This window comes from Variovorax sp. AC194 (assembly GCF_979257995.1).
Window position 1 is genome coordinate 990,711 of the sequence record NZ_OZ409823.1, and the last position, 18,776, is coordinate 1,009,486.

The following is an 18,776-nucleotide window of genomic DNA, read 5'->3' on the forward strand; positions in this document are numbered from 1 at the left end:
GCCGTGTCATCGGTTTCGATGACAGACAGGATCACGCCGGCGGCGCAGCATGGCGATCTCTTCGTCGGAGGTCCCAGCCATGTCCATCTTCAAACCCATTTCCTTCGCCGCGGCCCTGTTGTGCCTCGGCGCATCCGCGCAAGCGCAGCCCGCCGCCGTGGACATCGCCACGCTGACCGCGAGCGATGCGATGCAGCAGCTGTGCGCCGGCACGGTGACCAGCGAGCAGTTGGTCTCTGCCTACCTTGCGCAAGCCAAGGCGAAGACAAACCTCAATGCCTTCGTCACGCTCGACGAGGCCGGCGCGCTGAAGGCCGCGCGCGCCGCCGATGCGCAGCGAAAGCGCGGCGGCGCCTGCAAGCCGCTGGCCGGCCTGCCGGTGGTCATCAAGGACAACATCCAGGTGCAGGGCCTGCCCGCCACGGCCGGTTCGCCCGCGCTCAAGGGCTTCGTGCCCGCGGCCGATGCGCCTGTGGTCGCGAAGCTGCGCGCGGCGGGCGCGGTCATCCTCGGCAAGACCAACATGCACGAGCTGGCCTTCGGCGTCACGGGCTACAACCCCGCGTTCCAGACCGGCCCCGAGGTCGGCGTGCGCAACGCCTACGACGCGAGCCGCATCGCGGGCGGATCGTCGTCGGGCAACGGCGCGGCACTCGGCGCGCGCATGGCACCGGCGGCGCTGGGCACCGACACGGGCGGCTCGGTGCGCATTCCGTGCGCGTTCAATGGCTGCGCGTCGCTGCGCCCGAGCATGGGCCGCTACTCGCAGCAGGGCATCGCGCCGATCTCGCACACCCGCGACACCGCGGGCCCGATGGCGCAGTCGATGGCCGACGTCGCGCTGCTCGACCGCGTGATCGCGGGCGGCGCGGCGATCAAGCCCGCGGACCTCAAGCGCGTGCGCCTGGGCGTGGTGCCGGCCTTCTACGCGAACCTCGATGCCGACACGCGCGCCGCCACCGATGCGGCCCTCGCCAAGCTGCGCGCGGCGGGCGTCACGCTGGTGGACGTAGAGATGCCCAAACTCATGGACCTGAACGGTGCCATCGGCTTCCCGCTCGCGCTGTACGAGGCGCACGACGACATGGTCGCGTACCTGGCGAAGTACCGCACCGGCATCGACATCGCGCAGCTCACCGCCGGCATCGCGAGCCCCGACGTCAAGGGCACCTTCGAGGCCTTCGTGATCCCGCGCAAGCTCCCCGCGCCGAACGGCACGGTCGATGCGAAGCCGGCCTACGACAACGCGATGCGCATCGCGCGGCCCGCATTGCAGAAGCTCTACCGCGACACCTTCGCGAAGAACAAGCTCGATGCGCTCGTGTTCCCGACGGTGCCGCGCGTGGCCCTGGCCGCCGCGCCCGAAGCCAGCAGCCCCGAGAACTTCGGCGCGCTGATCCAGAACACCGACCCCGGCAGCAACGCCGGCATTCCGGGTGTGCAGTTGCCCTCGGGACTCGGTGCGGCCAGCGGGTTGCCCATCGGGCTGGAACTCGACGGGCCGGCCGGCAGCGACCGCAAGCTGCTCGCCGTGGGCATGGCGGTGGAAGGCGTGCTGGGACGTTTGCCCGCGCCCAAGGCGAAGTAGGGCGGCCCCGCCGCATCAGCGCTTGGCGAGCCCCGCCAGCGCCGACCGCCGCTCGATCCCGAGCTTGTCGAAGATGCGCCGCAGGTAGGTGCGCACCGTCGGCACGCTCACCGCCATGCGCCGCGCGATCTCCTTGTCGGTGAGGCCTTCGCACACGGCGCGTGCGACGTCCTGCTCGCGTGCGCTCAACGCATTCCATGAAGTCTCCGCAGGCATCGGCACGGCAGCCGCCGTGCGCTGCGCACGCTGCAGCGCGCCGATGAACGCGGGCTCGATCAGGTCGAGCAGCCCCTTCTCGTGGTCCCCGAAATCGCCGCGCCCCTTGCGCCGCCAGATGCGCAGGTCGCCCAGCGCGCGGTCGCCCTCGAAGGCGTGCAGGTTCATGCCCCAGTGCAGCCCGTCGCGCGAGAGAAAGTCGGTGAAGAATTCCGTGCGCATCAGTTCGCGCTGCGGCATCACATCGGTCACGCGCGTGGCGCGGCGGTGCGACTGCAGCACGAAGGTGATCGGGTCGTGGTGCTGGTGCCATTCGCCGTAGCGGTCCAGGTTGGCCGGGTCCATGTTGAGCGCCACGCGGCCGTCGAAACGGCCGCTCTGGGCGTTCCACACGAAGGAGGCGAACTGGTCCGCATGCAGCAGGTCCAGCAGCGCCCAGCCCAGGCGCTCGCGGATGTCGCTTTCGCCGCGCTCCTGCGCCAGCAGCGTGAAAACGCCGCGCAGTGCCTGCTGTTCGGAGCCTGTCAGGTACATCGCCGCCTCGCTCTGGTTGTCGCCATGTAAGGCTAACGTTTAGCAAGCGCCGCGCCAAGGGTGGATGCCCCGGGGCCGTCACGGGGAGCGCGCAGAATCGCGGGCTGTACGCCCATGTCTTCGACACCGTCTTCTTCCCCTTCGCCCGAAGCGTCCCCTCCCGCATCCCCGTGGCAACGGCTGCGCGCCTACTGGGTCGAGGCGCCGAACGCCGACCCGCTGGTCGACCAGAGCCTGGCCCGCGCCTACATCGTCGATACGCGCGACACGCCGCTGTCGGCGGCCATGATCGCGGCGGTGTTCTGGGGCATGTTCCTCGTGCTGACCGGCAACCGCGGCACGCTGGTGTGGGCCGTGCTGGTGCATGCGATGCAGTGGAACATGCACCGCCACCTGCACCGGGTGGACCCCGAGGCCATCGACGTTGCCTCGGCCGCCCGCACGCGCCGGCAGCTGGAGCTGCGCATGCTGTTCCCGGGGCTGGTGTGGGCGCTGGCGCCGTGGCTCTTCTTTCCGCACGGCGACCTTGCCTACATCCTCCTGATGTACTTCTTCGTGAGCGGCACCACCGGCGTGATCATCGCCGCGCTCGCGCAGTGGTGGCTGGCCGCGGTGTGCTTCGGCGTGCCGGTGTTCCTGAGTCTGGCGCTGCGGCTGGTGCTGGAGCCGGGCAGCGTGCCGGTGATCATGGGGTGCCTGGCGGTGTCGCAGTTGCTCGCGTCGCTGCACTATGCGCGCAAGCAGAACCGGCTGATCGTGCGATCCATCGAGAACGGCTTCGAGAATGCGCGCCTGGCCGAGGCCCTGTCGCGCCAGCTCGACCATGTGGGGCAGATGGCGGCGCAGCGCGCGCGCATCTTCGCGGCCGCCAACCACGACCTGCGCCAGCCGATGCACGCGCTGGCGATCTTCGTGGACGCGCTCGACACGCGCAGCGCGCCCAGCGCCGACAACCTGCGCTTCATGCGCGACAGCGTCGATGCGCTGCGCGGCTCCATCGACGCCTTGCTGGACATCGCGCAGCTCGATGGCGGCGTGGCGCCGGTGCGGCTGGAGCCGTTGCGTCTCGACGCCTTGTTCACGTCGCTCAACGGGCGCTTCGCAGCGCTGGCCGATGCCAAGGGGCTCGCGCTGCGCATCCACCCGACCGGGGCGGTGGTCCGCGCCGATGCGCGCATGCTTGCGCGCGTGCTGGGCAACCTGGTGGACAACGCCATCAAGTACACGCCCCAAGGCACCGTGCTCGTGCTCGCGCGGCGGGTGCAGCGCCCCTCTGGCGGCGTGCCGGCCTGGCGCATCGAAGTGCGCGATTCGGGCGTGGGCATCGAGGCGCAGCACCGGGAGCAGGTGTTCGAGGAGTTCTTCCAGGTCGACAACCCCGGGCGCGACCGCAGCCGCGGCCTCGGGCTGGGCCTGTCGCTGGTGGCCGGCATGGGGCGGGTGATGGGCTCGCGCATCGAGGTGCGCTCCGCGCCGGGGCGCGGCAGCACCTTCTCGCTGGTGCTGGAGGAGGCGCCCGCACCGACCGGCGTTGTGCCCACCGAATCGGCCTTGGCGCTCGCCGGGCCCTTGGCGGGCGCCCCGGTCCGCATCCTGGTGCTCGACGACGAGCAGCCCGTGCGCGAGGCGATGCGCTCGCTGCTCTCGGGCTGGGGCCACGAGGTGGCGCTGGCCGCCAACCCGCGCGAGGCGCTGCAGCACGGCGGCGTGTTCGACCTGATGCTGAGCGACCTGCGCCTGGGCAGCGGCCTCTCGGGCCTGGCGGCCGCGCAGGCGCTGCAGGCGGTCGGCAAGGCGCGCAACGTGGTCATCCTGACCGGCGAAACCGCCCACGCCAACCGGATGGAGGTCGAGCGCGCGGGCTATGCGCTGATCTACAAGCCGGCCGATGCAAGGGCGCTGCAGGACGCCATCGCCGCGAGCCGCATCGGCTAGCTTCTCCTGGCTCCGGGGTTGCCCCATCGGAGGGATCGCCGCGAGGTGTTCCAATAGCGGTCTTCATGAGCGCCATCGATCCCACCACCGGACCTTGCCCCTGCGGCCGCACCGACCGCCGCGACAAGCCCATCGGCTACGCCCTGTGCTGTGGCCGCTATCTCGACGATTTCGAGAACACGCCCGCCCCCGACGCCGAATCGCTGATGCGCTCGCGCTATTCGGCCTTCGTGCTGCAGCGCGCCGAGTACCTGCTGGCCACCTGGCACGCGTCGAAGCGGCCGGCCTCGATCGAGTTCGAGCCGGGCGTCAAGTGGCTGGGGCTGGATATCCGCTCGCGATCGGTGCTCGATGCGGACCACGCCGAGGTCGAATTCGTCGCGCGCCAGCGCAGCAGCACGGGCACCGCCGCGCGCCTGCACGAGCGCAGCCGCTTCGTGCGAGAGGGCGAACGCTGGTACTACCTGGAAGGCGACTTGCAGCAGCCCCTGGCCTAGCGGGTTGACGCGCGGGGCCGGGGCTCGCACAATCGGCCTCGCTCCGGGGTGCACACACGTGGTGTGCTGAGATGGCAAAGCTGCCGACCCGCGAACTTGATCCGGGTCATACCGGCGTAAGAAGAGCTGCACTCCCTGACCCAGGTCCCGTCGCCCACCTTCCGCGACGGCCCCAAGTCCACCGAGCGATTGCGGAGCACCCTTTCCCTCAACAAGGAGTGCCCCGCATGAATGACCACTACAAGTTCACCTCCCTGCTCTCGCTCACGCGCGAGCCCTTTCCCGCATCGCACAAGTGCCTGATCCCGGGCAGCCGGCCCGACCTGAACGTGCCGGTGCGCGACGTGCTGCTGACCAATGGCGAGACGGTGTCGCTCTACGACACCTCGGGCCCGTACACCGATGCGAAGGTCGACATCGACGTGCGCCGCGGCCTGCCCGGCGTGCGCGATGCGTGGATCGCCGAGCGCAACGACACCGAGATCTACGACGGCCGCTCGCACCAGGCGCTCGACGAGGGCCTGAAGCACGCGCACGACCACGACGCCCAGCGCCTGGCCGAGCTGCGCGCCGGCGCCTCGGCGCTGCAGCGCACGCCGCGCCGCGCGAAGTCGGGCGCCAACGTCACGCAGATGCACTACGCACGCCGCGGCATCGTCACACCGGAAATGGAATACGTGGCCCTGCGCGAGAACGGCAAGCGCGAGTGGATGGCCGAGTACCTCGCCAACGAGGAGCGTGCGAAGCGCGTGGCCGGCAACCCGATGGGTGCGAGCATTCCGCGCATCATCACGCCCGAATTCGTGCGCGACGAGGTGGCCCGCGGCCGCGCGATCATTCCCGCCAACATCAACCATCCTGAAGTCGAGCCGATGGCCATCGGCCGCAACTTCAAGGTGAAGATCAACGCCAACATCGGCAACTCGGCCGTCACCTCGAGCATCGAGGAAGAGGTCGAGAAGCTCGTGTGGGCGATCCGCTGGGGCGCGGACAACGTGATGGACCTGTCCACCGGCAAGAACATCCACACCACCCGCGACTGGATCGTGCGCAACTCGCCGGTGCCCATCGGCACGGTGCCGATCTACCAGGCGCTGGAGAAGGTGGGCGGCGTGGCCGAGGACCTCACCTGGGAGATCTTCCGCGACACGCTGATCGAGCAGGCCGAGCAGGGCATCGACTACTTCACCATCCACGCGGGCGTGCGGCTGCCGTTCATCCACCTCACGGCCGACCGCATGACGGGCATCGTCTCGCGCGGCGGCTCGATCATGGCCAAGTGGTGCATCGCGCACCACAAGGAGAGCTTTCTCTACGAGCGCTTCGAAGACATCTGCGACATCATGAAGGCGTACGACGTGAGCTTCTCGCTGGGCGATGGCCTGCGTCCGGGCTCGGGCGCCGATGCCAACGACGAGGCGCAGTTCGCCGAGCTGCGCACGCTCGGCGAGCTCACGCAGGTCGCGTGGAAGCACGACGTGCAGACCATGATCGAAGGCCCGGGCCACGTGCCGATGCACATGATCCAGGCCAACATGGACGAGCAACTCAAGCACTGCCACGAGGCGCCGTTCTACACGCTCGGGCCGCTGACGATCGACATCGCGCCGGGCTACGACCACATCTCCAGCGCCATCGGCGCCGCGATGATCGGCTGGGCCGGCACCGCGATGCTGTGCTACGTGACACCGAAGGAACACCTCGGATTGCCCGATCGCGATGACGTCAAGCAAGGGATCATCGCGTACAAGATCGCGGCGCATGCGGCCGACGTGGCCAAGGGCCACCCCGGGGCGCGGTCGCGCGACGATGCGCTGAGCAAGGCGCGCTTCGAATTCCGCTGGCAGGACCAGTTCAACCTGGGCCTGGACCCCGACACCGCGCGCGAATTCCACGACGAGACGCTGCCGAAGGACTCCAGCAAGGTGGCGCACTTCTGCTCGATGTGCGGCCCCAAGTTCTGCTCGATGAAGATCACGCAGGAAGTGCGCGAGTACGCCGCGAAGAAGGGCGTGGCCGAGGCCGAAGCCATGGCCGAAGGCATGGAGGAAAAGTCCAAGGAGTTCATGGCGGGCGGCGGCGAGATCTACATACCGATACGCGCCGTGTCCTGAGTGCGCCGGGGGTCGTTGCTACCATGGGGGACTCCCCCGAACCCCTCCAGCGCAATGACCCCATTTCCTTTCGCCGCCGTCCTCTTCGACTGCGACGGCGTGCTCGTCGACTCCGAACCCATCACCAACCGCGTGCTCGCCGACATGCTCGGCGAGCTCGGCTGGCACCTCACCACCGAAGAGGCGATGAACACCTTCACCGGCAAGGCCGTGAAGGACGAGGCGCCCCTCATCGAAGCGAAGACCGGCTTCGCCATCACGCCCGAGTGGCTCAAGACCTTCAGGGCCCGGCGCAACGAGGCGCTCGAACGCGACCTCACCGCGATCCCCCACGCCCCCGCGGCCATTCGCCAGATCCACGCAATGCTCAAGGGCCGCATCGCGTGCGCCTCGGGCGCGGACCGCCACAAGGTCGAGCTGCAGCTGGCCAAGGTCGGGCTGCTCGACTGCTTCGAAGGGCGCATCTTCAGCGGCCATGAAATGCCGCGCTCCAAGCCGCACCCGGACGTGTACCTCGCCGCCGCCGAAGCGCTGGGCGTCGACCCCAAGCGCTGCGCCGTCGTCGAGGACACGGTCACCGGCGCGATGGCCGGCGTGGCCGCGGGTGCGACGGTGTTCGGCTACAGCACGGGCGAATCGGGCCACAGCGGCCCGGGTCCGCTGTTGAGCGTGGGCGCGGTGCGGGTGTTCAGCGACATGGCCGAATTGCCGGCGTTGCTATCGGGCTTTGGCCTGCAGGCGGCCTGAGTTTCTGGTGGAATGGTCGGCACCGTTTTCACCTCATTCGCAGGAACGAAGGAACCTCCGCCCATGACCTCCGAATACAAGACAGAACAGCCCGACCGCGCCGAGATCGACGCACGCACCGGCCCCGCCGTGGTCGAGTTCGGCACCAACTGGTGCGGCATCTGCAAAGCCGCGCAACCCAACATCGCCGAGGCCTTCGCGCAGTACCCGGACATCCCGCGCATCAAGGTCGAGGACGGCAGCGGCCGCCCGCTCGGCCGCTCGTTCAACGTGCGGCTCTGGCCCACATTGGTGTTCATGCGCGACGGCAAGGAGGTCGCCAAGCTCGTGCGGCCGGAAGACAGCCAGTCCATCGCCGACGCGCTCGCCAAGATCGCCCAGCCGGCCTAACCTCTACAGCCCCTGCGCCCGGAAGTCCCGCGGCGCATGCCCGGTCCATTGCAGGAACGCGCGCGAGAAGCTCTTCTCGTTGCGAAAGCCCACCGCCAGCGCCACCTGCTTGATCGGCCGGTTGGTGCGGCGCAACTGCTCCACCGCGAGCTCGTGGCGCACCTCGTTCTTCAGGGTCTGCAGCGAGGTGCCTTCCTCGTGCAGTTGCCGGTGCAGCGTGCGGCCCGACACGTTCAGGAGACCGGCCAGCGCCTCGGCGGTGGTGGCCTCGGCGGCGCGCGAGCGCAGCAGTTCGCGCACGCGCTGGCCCAGCAGGCGGTCGCGGCGGTACTGCAGGATGGTGAGCGGCAGCGCACGCTTGAGCATGGTGCGCAACGCGCGCTCGTCGCGCTGCAGCGGCAGCGCGAGGTAGCGCTCGTCGAAGCTGAGCGTGGCCTGCGGCGCATCGAAGCGCACCTCGGGCGTGAACATCGGCGCATAGGCGTCGCGGTGCGGCGGCGCCGCGAACGGAAAGGTGGCGCTGCGCAGCGAGATGCGCGAGTCGATCGCCCAGCACATGTAGCCGTGCATGAAGCGCAGGCTCGTGACCAGGCAGAACTCGCGGAAGGCCTCGTCCAGCGGGCGGTTCTCGGCGATGCGCAGCGTGGCCACGCCGCCCGCCACTTCGAGCGCGAGGCCGATGTCCTCGGTCAGCAGGCGGTGGTGGCGGCACCAGCGCTTGATGGCCACGCCCAGGTCGGGCGAGGTCAGCGAGGCGCGGCACAGCATGCCGTAGCTGCCCCAGGGCAGGCGCCGCGAGAACCAGCCCAGGGCCTCGTCGTCCAGCTCCTGCATGGCGTGTTCCGAGAGCGCCTCGAACTGCGCCGCCGTCACCCGCGCGCCCGGCCGGGCCAGTTCGCGCGGCGTGATCTGTGCCGCCTTCAGGGCCTCGGCGGGGTCCATGCCATAGCGCTCGTAGCCCTTGGCGATGGCTCTCACGAAGGCCATGGGGGTGACGGCGCGGGCGGGCTTCAGGAAGGCGGGCGAGGTCATGGTCGAAAGGGAAAGACGTGGCGCAATTTGCAACCATTGTGGCGCCAATTGCGGCGCGACGAGGCGTAAGCTGCAATGGTTCCAAGCGCCATTCCGCGTGGGCAGCCCTGCGCGCCGACCCCTCAGAGGAGACAACACACATGCACGATCCCGGCCTGAACTTCGACCTGGGCGAGGACATCGACTCGCTGCGCAGCGCCATCCAGGACTTCGCCGCCAACGAAATCGCGCCCCGCGCCGCCGACATCGACCGCGACAACCTGTTCCCGCACGACCTCTGGCAGAAGCTGGGCGAACTCGGCCTGCACGGCATGACGGTCAAGGAAGAGTTCGGCGGCACCGAGCTGGGCTACCTGGCGCACATCGTGGCCATGGAAGAAGTCTCGCGCGCCTCGGCCTCGGTGGGCCTGTCGTACGGCGCGCACTCCAACCTGTGCGTGAACCAGATCCATCGCAACGGCAGCGATGCGCAGAAGAAGAAGTACCTGCCCAAGCTGGTGAGCGGCGAGCACGTCGGCGCGCTGGCCATGAGCGAGCCCAACGCCGGCTCCGACGTGGTGAGCATGAAGCTCAAGGCCGAGAAGAAGAACGGCTGCTACGTGCTCAACGGCGGCAAGATGTGGATCACCAACGGCGGCGACGCCGACACGCTGGTCATCTACGCCAAGACCGAGCCTGAGATGGGCGCGCGCGGCATGACGGCCTTCATCGTGGAAAAGAATTTCAAAGGTTTTTCGGCCGGCACCAAGCTCGACAAGCTGGGCATGCGCGGCTCCAACACCTACCCGCTGTTCTTCGACAACTGCGAAGTGCCCGAAGAGAACGTGCTCGGCGGCGAAGGCCTCGGCGCGAAGGTGCTGATGAGCGGCCTCGATTACGAGCGCGCCGTGCTCTCGGGCGGACCGCTGGGCATCATGGCCGCGTGCATGGACGCGGTGCTGCCCTTCGTCCACGAGCGCAAGCAATTCGGCCAGAGCATCGGCGAGTTCCAGCTGATGCAGGGCAAGCTCGCGGACATGTATTCGACGTGGCAGGCCACGCGCGCCTACGTGTATGCCGTGGGCAAGGCCTGCGACCGCAACGACCATGCGCGCACCTTCCGCAAGGACGCGGCCGGCGCGATCCTGTATTCGGCCGAGAAGGCGACGTGGATGGCCGGCGAGGCGATCCAGGCGCTGGGCGGCGTGGGGTACACGAAGGACTTTCCAGTCGAGCGGTTGTGGCGCGATGCCAAGCTGTACGAGATCGGCGCGGGCACGAGCGAGATCCGTCGGATGCTGATCGGTCGCGAGCTCTTCGCGGAAACCGCATAAGCTGTTTTTCTCCCTCCCCCTCTGGGGGAGGGCAGGGGTGGGGGCAAGCGGCGTTCGATGAAGCACTGCGATGAACATGCGCCGCTTGCCCCCATCCCAACCTTCCCCCAGGGGGGAAGGAGCAAGACAAAACGGAGACAAGGAACATGAGCATGACTGCTGCGTTGACCGAGAGCTACGGCAAGGGCACCACCGACGTCCCGCTGATCGAGCAGACCATCGGCGATTTCTTCGACGACATGGTCCGGGCGCAACCCGACCGCGAAGCGCTCATCAGCCGCCACGAAGGCAAGCGCTTCACCTACCGCGAGCTGCAGACCGAATCGAACAAGCTCGCGAGCGCGCTGCTGAATCTCGGCCTCGTGCCCGGTGACCGCGTCGGCATCTGGTCGCACAACAACGCGCCCTGGGTGCTGATGCAGATCGCCACCGCCAAGGTCGGCCTGATCCTCGTGAACATCAACCCGGCCTACCGCACCTCGGAACTCGAATACGCGCTCAACAAGGTCGGCTGCAAGGTGCTGGTGACGATGGCGCAGTTCAAGACCAGCGACTACCTGGGCATGCTGCGCGAGCTGGGCCCCCAGCGCCTGCCGCAGCTGCGGCACACCTTCTGGATCGACGGCAAGGCCGCCGCCGATGTGCAAGAGCCCGGCATGCAGCGCTTCAGCCAGCTGCTCGCGAGCGGCGACGCCGCCGATCCGCGCGTGGCGCAGGTCCAGAAGACGCTGAAGGCCACCGAGCCGATCAACATTCAGTTCACCAGCGGCACCACGGGCTTTCCCAAGGGCGCGACGCTCACGCACCGCAACATCCTGAACAACGGCTTCTTCATCGGCGAGTGCATGAAGCTCTCGCCCATCGACAAGCTCTGCATCCCGGTGCCGCTGTACCACTGCTTCGGCATGGTGCTGGGCAACCTCGCGTGCCTCACGCACGGCTCGGCCATCGTGTACCCGAACGACGGCTTCGATCCGCTCACCGTGCTGGAGACCGTGCAGGCCGAGAAGTGCACCGGCCTGCATGGCGTGCCCACGATGTTCATCGCCGAGCTGGACCATCCGCGCTTCAAGGAGTTCGATCTCTCGACGCTGCGCACCGGCATCATGGCTGGCTCGCCGTGCCCCATCGAGGTGATGAAGCGCGTGGTGAACGAGATGCACCTTGGCGAAATCACCATCGCCTACGGCATGACCGAGACCAGCCCGGTGAGCTGCCAGAGCAGCACCGACACGCCGCTGGACAAGCGCGTGTCCACCGTCGGCACGGTGCAGCCGCACCTCGAAGTGAAGATCATCGACCCCGAGACGGGCGCCGTCATGCCCGTGGGCAAGTCGGGCGAGCTCTGCACGCGCGGCTACTCGGTGATGCACGGCTACTGGGAAGACGAGCCGAAGACGCGCGAGGCCATCGACGCCGAGCACTGGATGCACACCGGCGACCTCGCCACGATGGATGCCGAGGGCTACGTCAACATCGTCGGCCGCATCAAGGACCTGGTGATCCGCGGCGGCGAGAACATCTACCCGCGCGAGATCGAGGAGTTTCTCTACCGCCACCCGAAGGTGCAGGACGTGCAGGTGGTGGGCCTGCCCGACAAGAAGTACGGCGAGGAGCTGTGCGCCTGGATCATCGTCAAGCCCGGCCAGAGCGCGACCGACACCGAGATCCGCGACTTCTGCAAGGGCCAGATCGCGCACTACAAGGTGCCGAAATACATCCAGTTCGTCACCGAGTTCCCGATGACGGTGACCGGCAAGATCCAGAAATTCAAGATCCGCGATGCCATGACCGAGCAGCTCGGTCTCAGCCAAGAAAAAACAGCATGAGCAAACTCGAAACCAAACTGAATGCACGGTCGGCCGACTTTCAAGCCAATGCCGCGGCGATGCGCGCGCTGGTCGATGACCTGCACGCGCAGTTCGCGAAAGTGGAGCAGGGCGGCGGCGAGGCTGCGCGGGCCAAGCACACGGCGCGTGGCAAGTTGCTGCCGCGTGATCGCGTGGCCGAACTGCTGGACCCCGGCACGCCGTTCCTGGAGCTCGCGCCGCTGGCCGCGCATGCGATGTACCTCGATGCCAAGGGGGCCGAATCGGCACCCGGCGCCGGCATCATCACCGGCATCGGCCGCGTGAATGGCGTCGATTGCATGATCGTCTGCAACGACGCGACGGTGAAGGGCGGCACCTACTACCCGATGACGGTGAAGAAGCACCTGCGCGCGCAAGAGGTCGCCGAGCAGAACCGCCTGCCCTGCATCTACCTGGTCGACTCGGGCGGCGCGAACCTGCCGAACCAGGACGAGGTGTTTCCCGACCGCGACCACTTCGGCCGCATCTTCTACAACCAGGCCAACATGAGCGCCCAGGGCATCTCGCAGATCGCGGTGGTCATGGGCTCGTGCACGGCGGGCGGCGCGTATGTGCCGGCGATGAGCGATGAATCGATCATCGTGAAGAACCAGGGCACGATTTTCCTGGGCGGGCCGCCGCTCGTCAAAGCGGCCACCGGCGAGGTCGTGACGGCCGAAGACCTCGGCGGTGGCGACGTGCACACGCGCCTGTCGGGCGTGGTCGACCACCTCGCGCAGAACGACCTGCATGCGCTGGCGCTCGCGCGTTCGGCGGTGGCGAATCTCAATGCCAAGGCATCGGCAGAGCAGCCGGCCGCTCATCCGGCGGTGAACGCACCGGCGTTCCCGCGCGAAGAGCTCTACGGCGTGATCCCCACCGACACGCGCAAGCCTTTCGACGTGCGCGAGATCATCGCGCGCATCGTGGACGGCAGCGAGTTCCACGAGTTCAAGGCGCGCTTCGGCGCCACGCTGGTCTGCGGCTTCGCGGAGATCGAGGGCATGCCCGTGGGCATCATCGCCAACAACGGCATCCTGTTCAGCGAGTCGGCGCAGAAGGGCGCGCACTTCATCGAGCTGTGCTGCCACCGCAAGATCCCGCTGGTGTTCCTGCAGAACATCACCGGCTTCATGGTGGGCCGCAAGTACGAGAACGAAGGCATCGCGCGCCACGGCGCCAAGATGGTGACGGCCGTGGCCACGGCCAACGTGCCCAAGTTCACGATCATCATCGGCGGCAGCTTCGGCGCCGGCAACTACGGCATGTGCGGCCGCGCGTACAGCCCGCGCTTCCTCTGGATGTGGCCCAACGCACGCATCAGCGTGATGGGCGGCGAGCAGGCCGCGAGCGTGCTGGCGACCGTGAAGCGCGACGGCATCGAACTGAGGGGCGGCAGCTGGAGCAAGGACGAGGAAGAGGCCTTCAAGGCGCCGATCCGCCAACAGTACGAGGACCAGGGCCACCCCTACTACGCGACCGCACGCCTCTGGGACGACGGCATCATCGATCCGGCCGACACGCGCCGCGTGCTCGCGCTGGGCCTGGCCGCGTCGCGCAACGCGCCGATTCCCGAGCCGAAGTTCGGCATCTTCCGCATGTGAGAGGGGGCACCGCATGAGCAGCACCTTCACCAAACTGAATCTCTCCATCGACGGCGCCATCGCGCGCATCTGGCTCGACCAGCCCGACGCGCGCAACGCGTTCGACGACATCGTCATCGCCGAGTTGACGCAGGCCTTCACCGAAGCCGGCACCGCGCCGCAGGTGAAAGCCATCGTGCTCGGCGCGAATGGCCCGGCCTTCTGTGCAGGCGCGAACCTCAACTGGATGCGCCGCATGGCCGACTACACGCGCGACGAGAACATCGCCGACGCGGGCAAGCTCGCCGCGATGCTGCGCACCATCGCCGAATGCCCTAAGCCCACCATCGCGCGCGTGCAGGGCGATGTGTATGCGGGCGGCATGGGACTGGTCGCGGCCTGCGACATGGCCGTGAGCGTGGACACCGCCTGGTATTGCCTGAGCGAAGTCAAGATCGGCCTCGTGCCCGCGACCATCAGCCCCTACGTGCTGCGCGCGATGGGCACGCGCGCCTCGCAGCGCTACTTCCTCACGGCCGAGCGCTTCACCGCCGCCGAGGCGCACCGCATCGGCTTCGTGCATGAAGTGGTGGCCGCCGATGCGCTCGATGCCAAGGTCGATGAGCTCCTGAAGGCGCTGACCGGCGCGAGCCCGGCCGCCGTGCGCGCCTGCAAGCAACTGATCGCCGACGTGGACGGCCGCGAGATCGACGACGCGCTCATCGCCAGGACGGTCGAAGGCATTGCCGACATCCGCGCGAGCGACGAAGGCCGCGAAGGCGTGCAAGCCTTCCTGCAGAAGCGCAAGCCGTCTTGGCTCGCCGGCTGACAAGCAGGCACGCTTCATGAACGCGCTCGACATGCCCCAACTGCTCGCACTGGCCGCCGCCATCGGCTGGGCCAGCGGCGTGCGTCTGTACCTCGTGGTGCTGCTCACGGGCATCGTCGGCTACTTCGGCTGGGTGCCGTTGCCCAGCGGCCTGCAGCTGCTGGCGCATCCGGTGGTCATCGCGGCCAGCGGCTTCATGGTGTTCATCGAGTTCTTCGCCGACAAGATCCCGGGCCTCGATTCGCTCTGGGACGTGGTGCACACCGCGATCCGCATTCCCGCCGGCGCCGCGCTCGCGGCCAGCGTGTTCGGCGCGGACCATGGCGTGATGGCCATCGTCGCCGCACTGCTAGGCGGCAGCTTCGCGGCCACCGCGCACGCGGCCAAGGCCACGACGCGCGCGGCCATCAACACCTCGCCCGAACCGTTTTCCAACGTGGGCGCCTCGCTGGTCGAAGACACGATGGTGCCGGCCGGGCTGTGGCTCGCGGTCGCGCATCCGCTCGTCTTTCTCGTGCTGTTCGCCCTCGTGCTGGTGCTCAGCGTGTGGCTCATCCGCAAGAGCTGGCGTTTCCTGCGCGCGCTGTTCAGCCGCGTGGCCCGCATCTTCAGCGGCCGGCCCGATCCGGGCGTCGTGCCTGCGTTTCAACTGAAAAAGAATCCTCCGGGAGACACTCCGAATGTTTAAGAAGATCCTCATTGCCAACCGTGGCGAGATCGCTTGCCGCGTTGCGGCCACAGCGCGCCGCATGGCCATCCGCACCGTGGCCGTTTATTCCGATGCCGACGCGCATGCCAACCATGTGCGCGCCTGCGACGAGTCGGTGCACATCGGCGGCAGCGCACCCAAGGAAAGCTACCTGCGCTGGGAGCGAATCCTCGAAGCTGCCAAGGCCACGGGCGCCGAGGCGGTGCATCCGGGCTACGGCTTCCTGAGCGAGAACGAGGAGTTCGCGCAGGCCTGCGCCGACGCGGGCCTGGTCTTCATCGGCCCGCCGCCCTCGGCGATCAAGGCGATGGGCCTGAAGGCCGAATCGAAGCAGCTGATGGAAAAAGCCGGCGTGCCGCTGGTGCCCGGCTACCACGGCCACGACCAGGACCCGGCGCTGCTGCAGCGCGAGGCCGACCGCATCGGCTACCCGGTGCTCATCAAGGCGAGCGCGGGCGGCGGCGGCAAGGGCATGCGCGCGGTGGACAAGGCCGCGGACTTCGAGGCCGCGCTCGCCTCGTGCAAGCGCGAAGCCATCAACAGCTTCGGTGATGACGCGGTGCTGATCGAGAAGTACGTGCAGCGCCCGCGCCACATCGAAATCCAGGTGTTCGGCGACACGCACGGCAACTGCGTCTACCTGTTCGAGCGCGATTGCTCGGTGCAGCGCCGCCACCAGAAGGTGCTGGAAGAAGCGCCCGCGCCGGGCATGACCGAGGCGATGCGGAAGGAAATGGGCGATGCGGCCGTGGCTGCTGCGCGTGCGGTGAACTACGTGGGCGCAGGCACGGTGGAATTCATCGTCGAGCAGCGCGAAGGCGGCGAGATGAACTTCTTCTTCATGGAGATGAACACGCGCCTGCAGGTGGAGCACCCGGTGACCGAAGCGATCACCGGCCTCGATCTCGTCGAATGGCAGTTGCGCGTGGCCTCGGGCGAGATGCTGCCCGCCAAGCAATCGGACCTGCAGATCCACGGCCACGCGATCGAGGCGCGCATCTGCGCCGAGAACCCCGACAACAACTTCCTGCCCGCCACCGGCACGCTGCGCGTGTACCGCAAGCCCCAGGCGACGGCCTTCCAGCGCAGCCGCGTGCGCATCGACGACGGCGTGCGCGAGGGCGGCGAGATCTCGCCGTTCTACGACTCGATGATCGCCAAGCTGATCGTGCACGGCAGCACGCGCGAGGAGGCGCTCGCGCGGCTCGACGCGGCGCTCGCGCAGGTGCAGATCGTGGGCGTGGCGACCAACGTGCAGTTCTTGCGCGGCATCCTCGCGACCGAATCGTTCTCCAAGGCCAACCTGGACACCGCGCTCATCGAGCGCGAGCGCGCCGTGCTGTTCGACCGCGAGGCGCTGGGCCTGCCGCTGGCCGCCGCCGCCGCGATCACGCGCACGCTGGTCACCGAGTGGCCCGCGAAGATGCCCGATCCCTTTGCGCGCCGCGACGGCTGGCGCGCAATGGGCGAGTACCGGCGCCACTTCGATTTCGAATTCCGCGGCGCCGAGCAGACGGCCGTGCTGACCTACAAGCGCGACGGCGGCCTCTGGCTCGAAGCCGGCGGCACGGCCGGGCCGCTGGTCATCGGCCAGTTCCCCACCGGCGAGTTCGAGGTCGAGTTCGCCGGCGCGCGACAGACGCTCGACGTGCACCTGGATGGCGCCACGGCCCACGTGTTCGCCGCCAAGGGCGCCACGAAGATCACCGCCGTCGACCGCCTCGCCCACGCGGGCGACACGCAGTCCGAAGGCGGCCGGCTCACCGCGCCGATGCCGGGCAAGGTCGTGTCCTTCGCCGTGAAGGCCGGCGACAAGGTCAGCCGCGGCCAGCCGCTGGCGGTGATGGAAGCCATGAAAATGGAACACACCATCGCAGCACCCGCCGACGGCACGGTCGAGGAACTGATGTTCTCGCCCGGCGAGCAGGTGGCCGAAGGCGACGAACTGCTGCGGATGGCCGCCGCGGCCTGACGACGGCCTGAAGAGCTTCGCGGAGGTCCCGCGAAATTCGGTAACCCCGTTGCGGGGGCTCGCCCGTATCAGCTGCGGTAGTCATCACTTCAAGGGATTTTCATGATGCATCGCACGCTCTCGGTTTCGCCCCGCTTCGCCATCCTTTCACTGGCGGCCGCGCTCGCACTGGCCGGCTGCCAGCGCAGCGAAGTCGCCTCGCTCGACGCGGCGCCGCCGCCAGCCCCCATGTCGGCGCCCGCGGGCTTTGCGGGTGGCATGGCGATGAAGGAGCGCTCGCGCGGCGCGCCGCAGGCCGAGCAGGCGGCCGATGCCGGCCAGGCGGAAGCGCCGCTGCAGCGCTATCTCGCGGTGCGCCAGGACCTGAACGTCGAGGTGCCGCCCGAGCAACTGGCCGACGCCTGGGGCAAGGTGCGCGACCTGTGCGGCACGCTGCAGTGCGAGCTGCTGTCTTCGTCGCTGCTGCGCGAGACGCCGCAGCAGCCCGGCAACGCCATGCTCGAGATGCGCGTGGCGCCGGCCGATGTCGACAAGCTGCTCAATGGCCTCGCGGGCGTGGCCAAGGTGGTGTCGCAGAACACCACGAGCGAGGACAAGACGGCCGAGGTGATCGACGTCGAGGCGCGCATCAAGAACCGCACCGAGTTCCGCGACAGCCTGCGGCTGATGCTGCGCGACACGGTCACCAAGCGCACCATGGCCGACCTGCTGGCAATCCAGCGCACGCTCTCGGACACGCAGGCCGAACTGGACGCCATCGCCACCCAGCGCAAGGTGCTGGCGCAGCAGACGAGCAAGCAGCACATCCAGATCCAGTTCACGCCCAGCCGCACGCTGGTGCAGGGCGGCCGCAGCTACAACCCGATGATGCGGGCGCTGCGCGAGGCCGGCTCGGTGCTGGCCGAGAGCGTGGGCGTGCTCATCACCTTCCTGGCGGCGGTGTTGCCGTGGCTGCTGCTGGTGGGGCTGCCACTGGCGTGGCTGGTGCGGCTGGTGTGGCGCCGCCGCCGCGCGAAGGCGGCGTGAAAAAGCGGCTTAAAAAAAACGGCGTAAAAGGGCGGTGGACGATCAGCCCACCACCACTTCGCTCATCTGCAACACCGGCGCGATGTCGGTGTAGTTCTTGATGTCGCCCAGGATCTCCTTGGCATGCGGTCCGAACGCGGCCTGGAAGGCCTCGGCCGATTCGCAGAACACGTGGCACATGCCGACGTAGGTGGGTGGCGTCCCCGGGGCGCCGCCGGCCAGGCCCTTGTCGATGGTGTACGAGAGGCAGGCATCGCCCATGCGGGCCTTCAGGAGCGGCATGTGCTTGTCGCGGTAGTAGGCGTGGTCGAAGCGGGCATCGGCCGTGTACGGGTACATCACGCTGACTTTGATCATGAGGGTCTCCTGTTGGGATGGGACGGGATGGGTGTGGTTGGTGTTCGAGCATAGCCATCCATGCCCGCCGCGTCAGCGGCCTCA

At 68.3% G+C, this 18,776-nt stretch carries 16 protein-coding genes and 1 riboswitch; of the genes, 13 read left to right on the forward strand and 3 right to left on the reverse strand.

Annotated features, from left to right (window positions below; translation table 11 throughout):
• Positions 1–79 precede the first annotated feature (79 nt).
• Entirely contained in the window at positions 80–1,588 is a 1,509-nt protein-coding gene (iaaH, locus tag ACZYRS_RS04715; protein ID WP_463418298.1) for an indoleacetamide hydrolase, read from the forward strand.
• 15 nt (positions 1,589–1,603) lie between these two features.
• On the opposite strand, the gene ACZYRS_RS04720 is transcribed toward iaaH, so the two are convergent.
• Positions 1,604–2,338, reverse strand: a complete 735-nt coding sequence (locus tag ACZYRS_RS04720; protein ID WP_463418299.1) for a helix-turn-helix transcriptional regulator — start codon at positions 2,336–2,338, stop codon at positions 1,604–1,606.
• A gap of 114 nt (positions 2,339–2,452) precedes the next feature.
• On the opposite strand from ACZYRS_RS04720, the gene ACZYRS_RS04725 reads away from it, so the two are divergent.
• The 5 genes from ACZYRS_RS04725 (at position 2,453) to ACZYRS_RS04745 (ending at position 8,021) form a co-directional block, all read left to right on the forward strand.
• A complete protein-coding gene (locus tag ACZYRS_RS04725) occupies positions 2,453–4,273 on the forward strand; it encodes a sensor histidine kinase (protein WP_463418300.1) in 1,821 nt (606 codons plus the stop codon).
• Between the two features lie 65 nt (positions 4,274–4,338).
• The gene (locus ACZYRS_RS04730; protein ID WP_463418301.1) at positions 4,339–4,770 is read left to right on the forward strand and encodes a YchJ family protein; all 432 of its coding nucleotides are present in this window, start codon (positions 4,339–4,341) and stop codon (positions 4,768–4,770) included.
• 34 nt (positions 4,771–4,804) lie between these two features.
• A riboswitch (TPP riboswitch) is annotated at positions 4,805–4,910 on the forward strand.
• Positions 4,911–4,997: 87 nt separating this feature from the next.
• A complete protein-coding gene (gene thiC / locus ACZYRS_RS04735) occupies positions 4,998–6,884 on the forward strand; it encodes a phosphomethylpyrimidine synthase ThiC (RefSeq protein WP_463418302.1) in 1,887 nt (628 codons plus the stop codon).
• A gap of 54 nt (positions 6,885–6,938) precedes the next feature.
• On the forward strand, positions 6,939–7,631 hold the full coding sequence (locus ACZYRS_RS04740; RefSeq protein WP_463418303.1) for an HAD family hydrolase: 693 nt from the start codon (positions 6,939–6,941) through the stop codon (positions 7,629–7,631).
• A gap of 63 nt (positions 7,632–7,694) precedes the next feature.
• On the forward strand, positions 7,695–8,021 hold the full coding sequence (locus ACZYRS_RS04745; protein WP_198789036.1) for a thioredoxin family protein: 327 nt from the start codon (positions 7,695–7,697) through the stop codon (positions 8,019–8,021).
• A gap of 3 nt (positions 8,022–8,024) precedes the next feature.
• Here ACZYRS_RS04745 and ACZYRS_RS04750 read toward each other — a convergent pair whose 3' ends face one another.
• A complete protein-coding gene (locus ACZYRS_RS04750; RefSeq protein ID WP_463418304.1) occupies positions 8,025–9,053 on the reverse strand; it encodes an AraC family transcriptional regulator in 1,029 nt (342 codons plus the stop codon).
• 140 nt (positions 9,054–9,193) lie between these two features.
• On the opposite strand from ACZYRS_RS04750, the gene ACZYRS_RS04755 reads away from it, so the two are divergent.
• The 7 genes from ACZYRS_RS04755 (at position 9,194) to ACZYRS_RS04785 (ending at position 18,335) form a co-directional block, all read left to right on the forward strand.
• The gene (locus ACZYRS_RS04755; RefSeq protein ID WP_198789039.1) at positions 9,194–10,366 is read left to right on the forward strand and encodes an isovaleryl-CoA dehydrogenase; all 1,173 of its coding nucleotides are present in this window, start codon (positions 9,194–9,196) and stop codon (positions 10,364–10,366) included.
• A 146-nt stretch (positions 10,367–10,512) separates the two neighbouring features.
• On the forward strand, positions 10,513–12,195 hold the full coding sequence (locus ACZYRS_RS04760) for an AMP-binding protein (protein ID WP_463418305.1): 1,683 nt from the start codon (positions 10,513–10,515) through the stop codon (positions 12,193–12,195).
• Complete coding sequence (locus ACZYRS_RS04765) at positions 12,192–13,820, forward strand: carboxyl transferase domain-containing protein (protein ID WP_463418306.1); 1,629 nt, start codon at positions 12,192–12,194, stop codon at positions 13,818–13,820. The genes ACZYRS_RS04760 and ACZYRS_RS04765 overlap by 4 nt, the downstream gene beginning before the upstream one ends.
• A 13-nt stretch (positions 13,821–13,833) precedes the next feature.
• Entirely contained in the window at positions 13,834–14,628 is a 795-nt protein-coding gene (locus tag ACZYRS_RS04770; protein WP_463418307.1) for an enoyl-CoA hydratase/isomerase family protein, read from the forward strand.
• Between the two features lie 16 nt (positions 14,629–14,644).
• Positions 14,645–15,316 carry a DUF4126 domain-containing protein gene (locus ACZYRS_RS04775; protein ID WP_463418308.1) on the forward strand — a complete coding sequence of 224 codons (672 nt, stop codon included), beginning with the start codon at positions 14,645–14,647 and terminating at the stop codon, positions 15,314–15,316.
• Positions 15,309–17,309 (forward strand): acetyl/propionyl/methylcrotonyl-CoA carboxylase subunit alpha, encoded by a 2,001-nt coding sequence (locus ACZYRS_RS04780; RefSeq protein ID WP_463418309.1) that lies wholly within the window; start codon positions 15,309–15,311, stop codon positions 17,307–17,309. The genes ACZYRS_RS04775 and ACZYRS_RS04780 overlap by 8 nt, the downstream gene beginning before the upstream one ends.
• Positions 17,310–17,411: 102 nt before the next feature.
• Complete coding sequence (locus ACZYRS_RS04785; RefSeq protein ID WP_463418310.1) at positions 17,412–18,335, forward strand: DUF4349 domain-containing protein; 924 nt, start codon at positions 17,412–17,414, stop codon at positions 18,333–18,335.
• A gap of 42 nt (positions 18,336–18,377) precedes the next feature.
• Here the strand turns inward: ACZYRS_RS04785 and ACZYRS_RS04790 are convergent, their stop codons facing one another.
• The gene (locus ACZYRS_RS04790; protein ID WP_198789048.1) at positions 18,378–18,692 is read right to left on the reverse strand and encodes an EthD family reductase; all 315 of its coding nucleotides are present in this window, start codon (positions 18,690–18,692) and stop codon (positions 18,378–18,380) included.
• Positions 18,693–18,776 lie beyond the last annotated feature (84 nt).

Excerpts from the sequence above, each read along its gene's own strand:
- ACZYRS_RS04765 (WP_463418306.1), top strand. The coding sequence starts at position 12,192 with ATGAGCAAACTCGAAACCAAACTGAATGCACGGTCGGCCGACTTTCAA.
- thiC (WP_463418302.1), top strand. The coding sequence starts at position 4,998 with ATGAATGACCACTACAAGTTCACCTCCCTGCTCTCGCTCACGCGCGAG.
- ACZYRS_RS04725 (WP_463418300.1), top strand. The coding sequence starts at position 2,453 with ATGTCTTCGACACCGTCTTCTTCCCCTTCGCCCGAAGCGTCCCCTCCC.
- ACZYRS_RS04785 (WP_463418310.1), top strand. The coding sequence starts at position 17,412 with ATGATGCATCGCACGCTCTCGGTTTCGCCCCGCTTCGCCATCCTTTCA.
- ACZYRS_RS04750 (WP_463418304.1), bottom strand. The coding sequence starts at position 9,053 with ATGACCTCGCCCGCCTTCCTGAAGCCCGCCCGCGCCGTCACCCCCATG.
- ACZYRS_RS04745 (WP_198789036.1), top strand. The coding sequence starts at position 7,695 with ATGACCTCCGAATACAAGACAGAACAGCCCGACCGCGCCGAGATCGAC.
- ACZYRS_RS04775 (WP_463418308.1), top strand. The coding sequence starts at position 14,645 with ATGAACGCGCTCGACATGCCCCAACTGCTCGCACTGGCCGCCGCCATC.
- iaaH (WP_463418298.1), top strand. The coding sequence starts at position 80 with ATGTCCATCTTCAAACCCATTTCCTTCGCCGCGGCCCTGTTGTGCCTC.
- ACZYRS_RS04770 (WP_463418307.1), top strand. The coding sequence starts at position 13,834 with ATGAGCAGCACCTTCACCAAACTGAATCTCTCCATCGACGGCGCCATC.
- ACZYRS_RS04780 (WP_463418309.1), top strand. The coding sequence starts at position 15,309 with ATGTTTAAGAAGATCCTCATTGCCAACCGTGGCGAGATCGCTTGCCGC.
- ACZYRS_RS04790 (WP_198789048.1), bottom strand. The coding sequence starts at position 18,692 with ATGATCAAAGTCAGCGTGATGTACCCGTACACGGCCGATGCCCGCTTC.
- ACZYRS_RS04740 (WP_463418303.1), top strand. The coding sequence starts at position 6,939 with ATGACCCCATTTCCTTTCGCCGCCGTCCTCTTCGACTGCGACGGCGTG.
- ACZYRS_RS04720 (WP_463418299.1), bottom strand. The coding sequence starts at position 2,338 with ATGTACCTGACAGGCTCCGAACAGCAGGCACTGCGCGGCGTTTTCACG.
- ACZYRS_RS04755 (WP_198789039.1), top strand. The coding sequence starts at position 9,194 with ATGCACGATCCCGGCCTGAACTTCGACCTGGGCGAGGACATCGACTCG.
- ACZYRS_RS04730 (WP_463418301.1), top strand. The coding sequence starts at position 4,339 with ATGAGCGCCATCGATCCCACCACCGGACCTTGCCCCTGCGGCCGCACC.
- ACZYRS_RS04760 (WP_463418305.1), top strand. The coding sequence starts at position 10,513 with ATGAGCATGACTGCTGCGTTGACCGAGAGCTACGGCAAGGGCACCACC.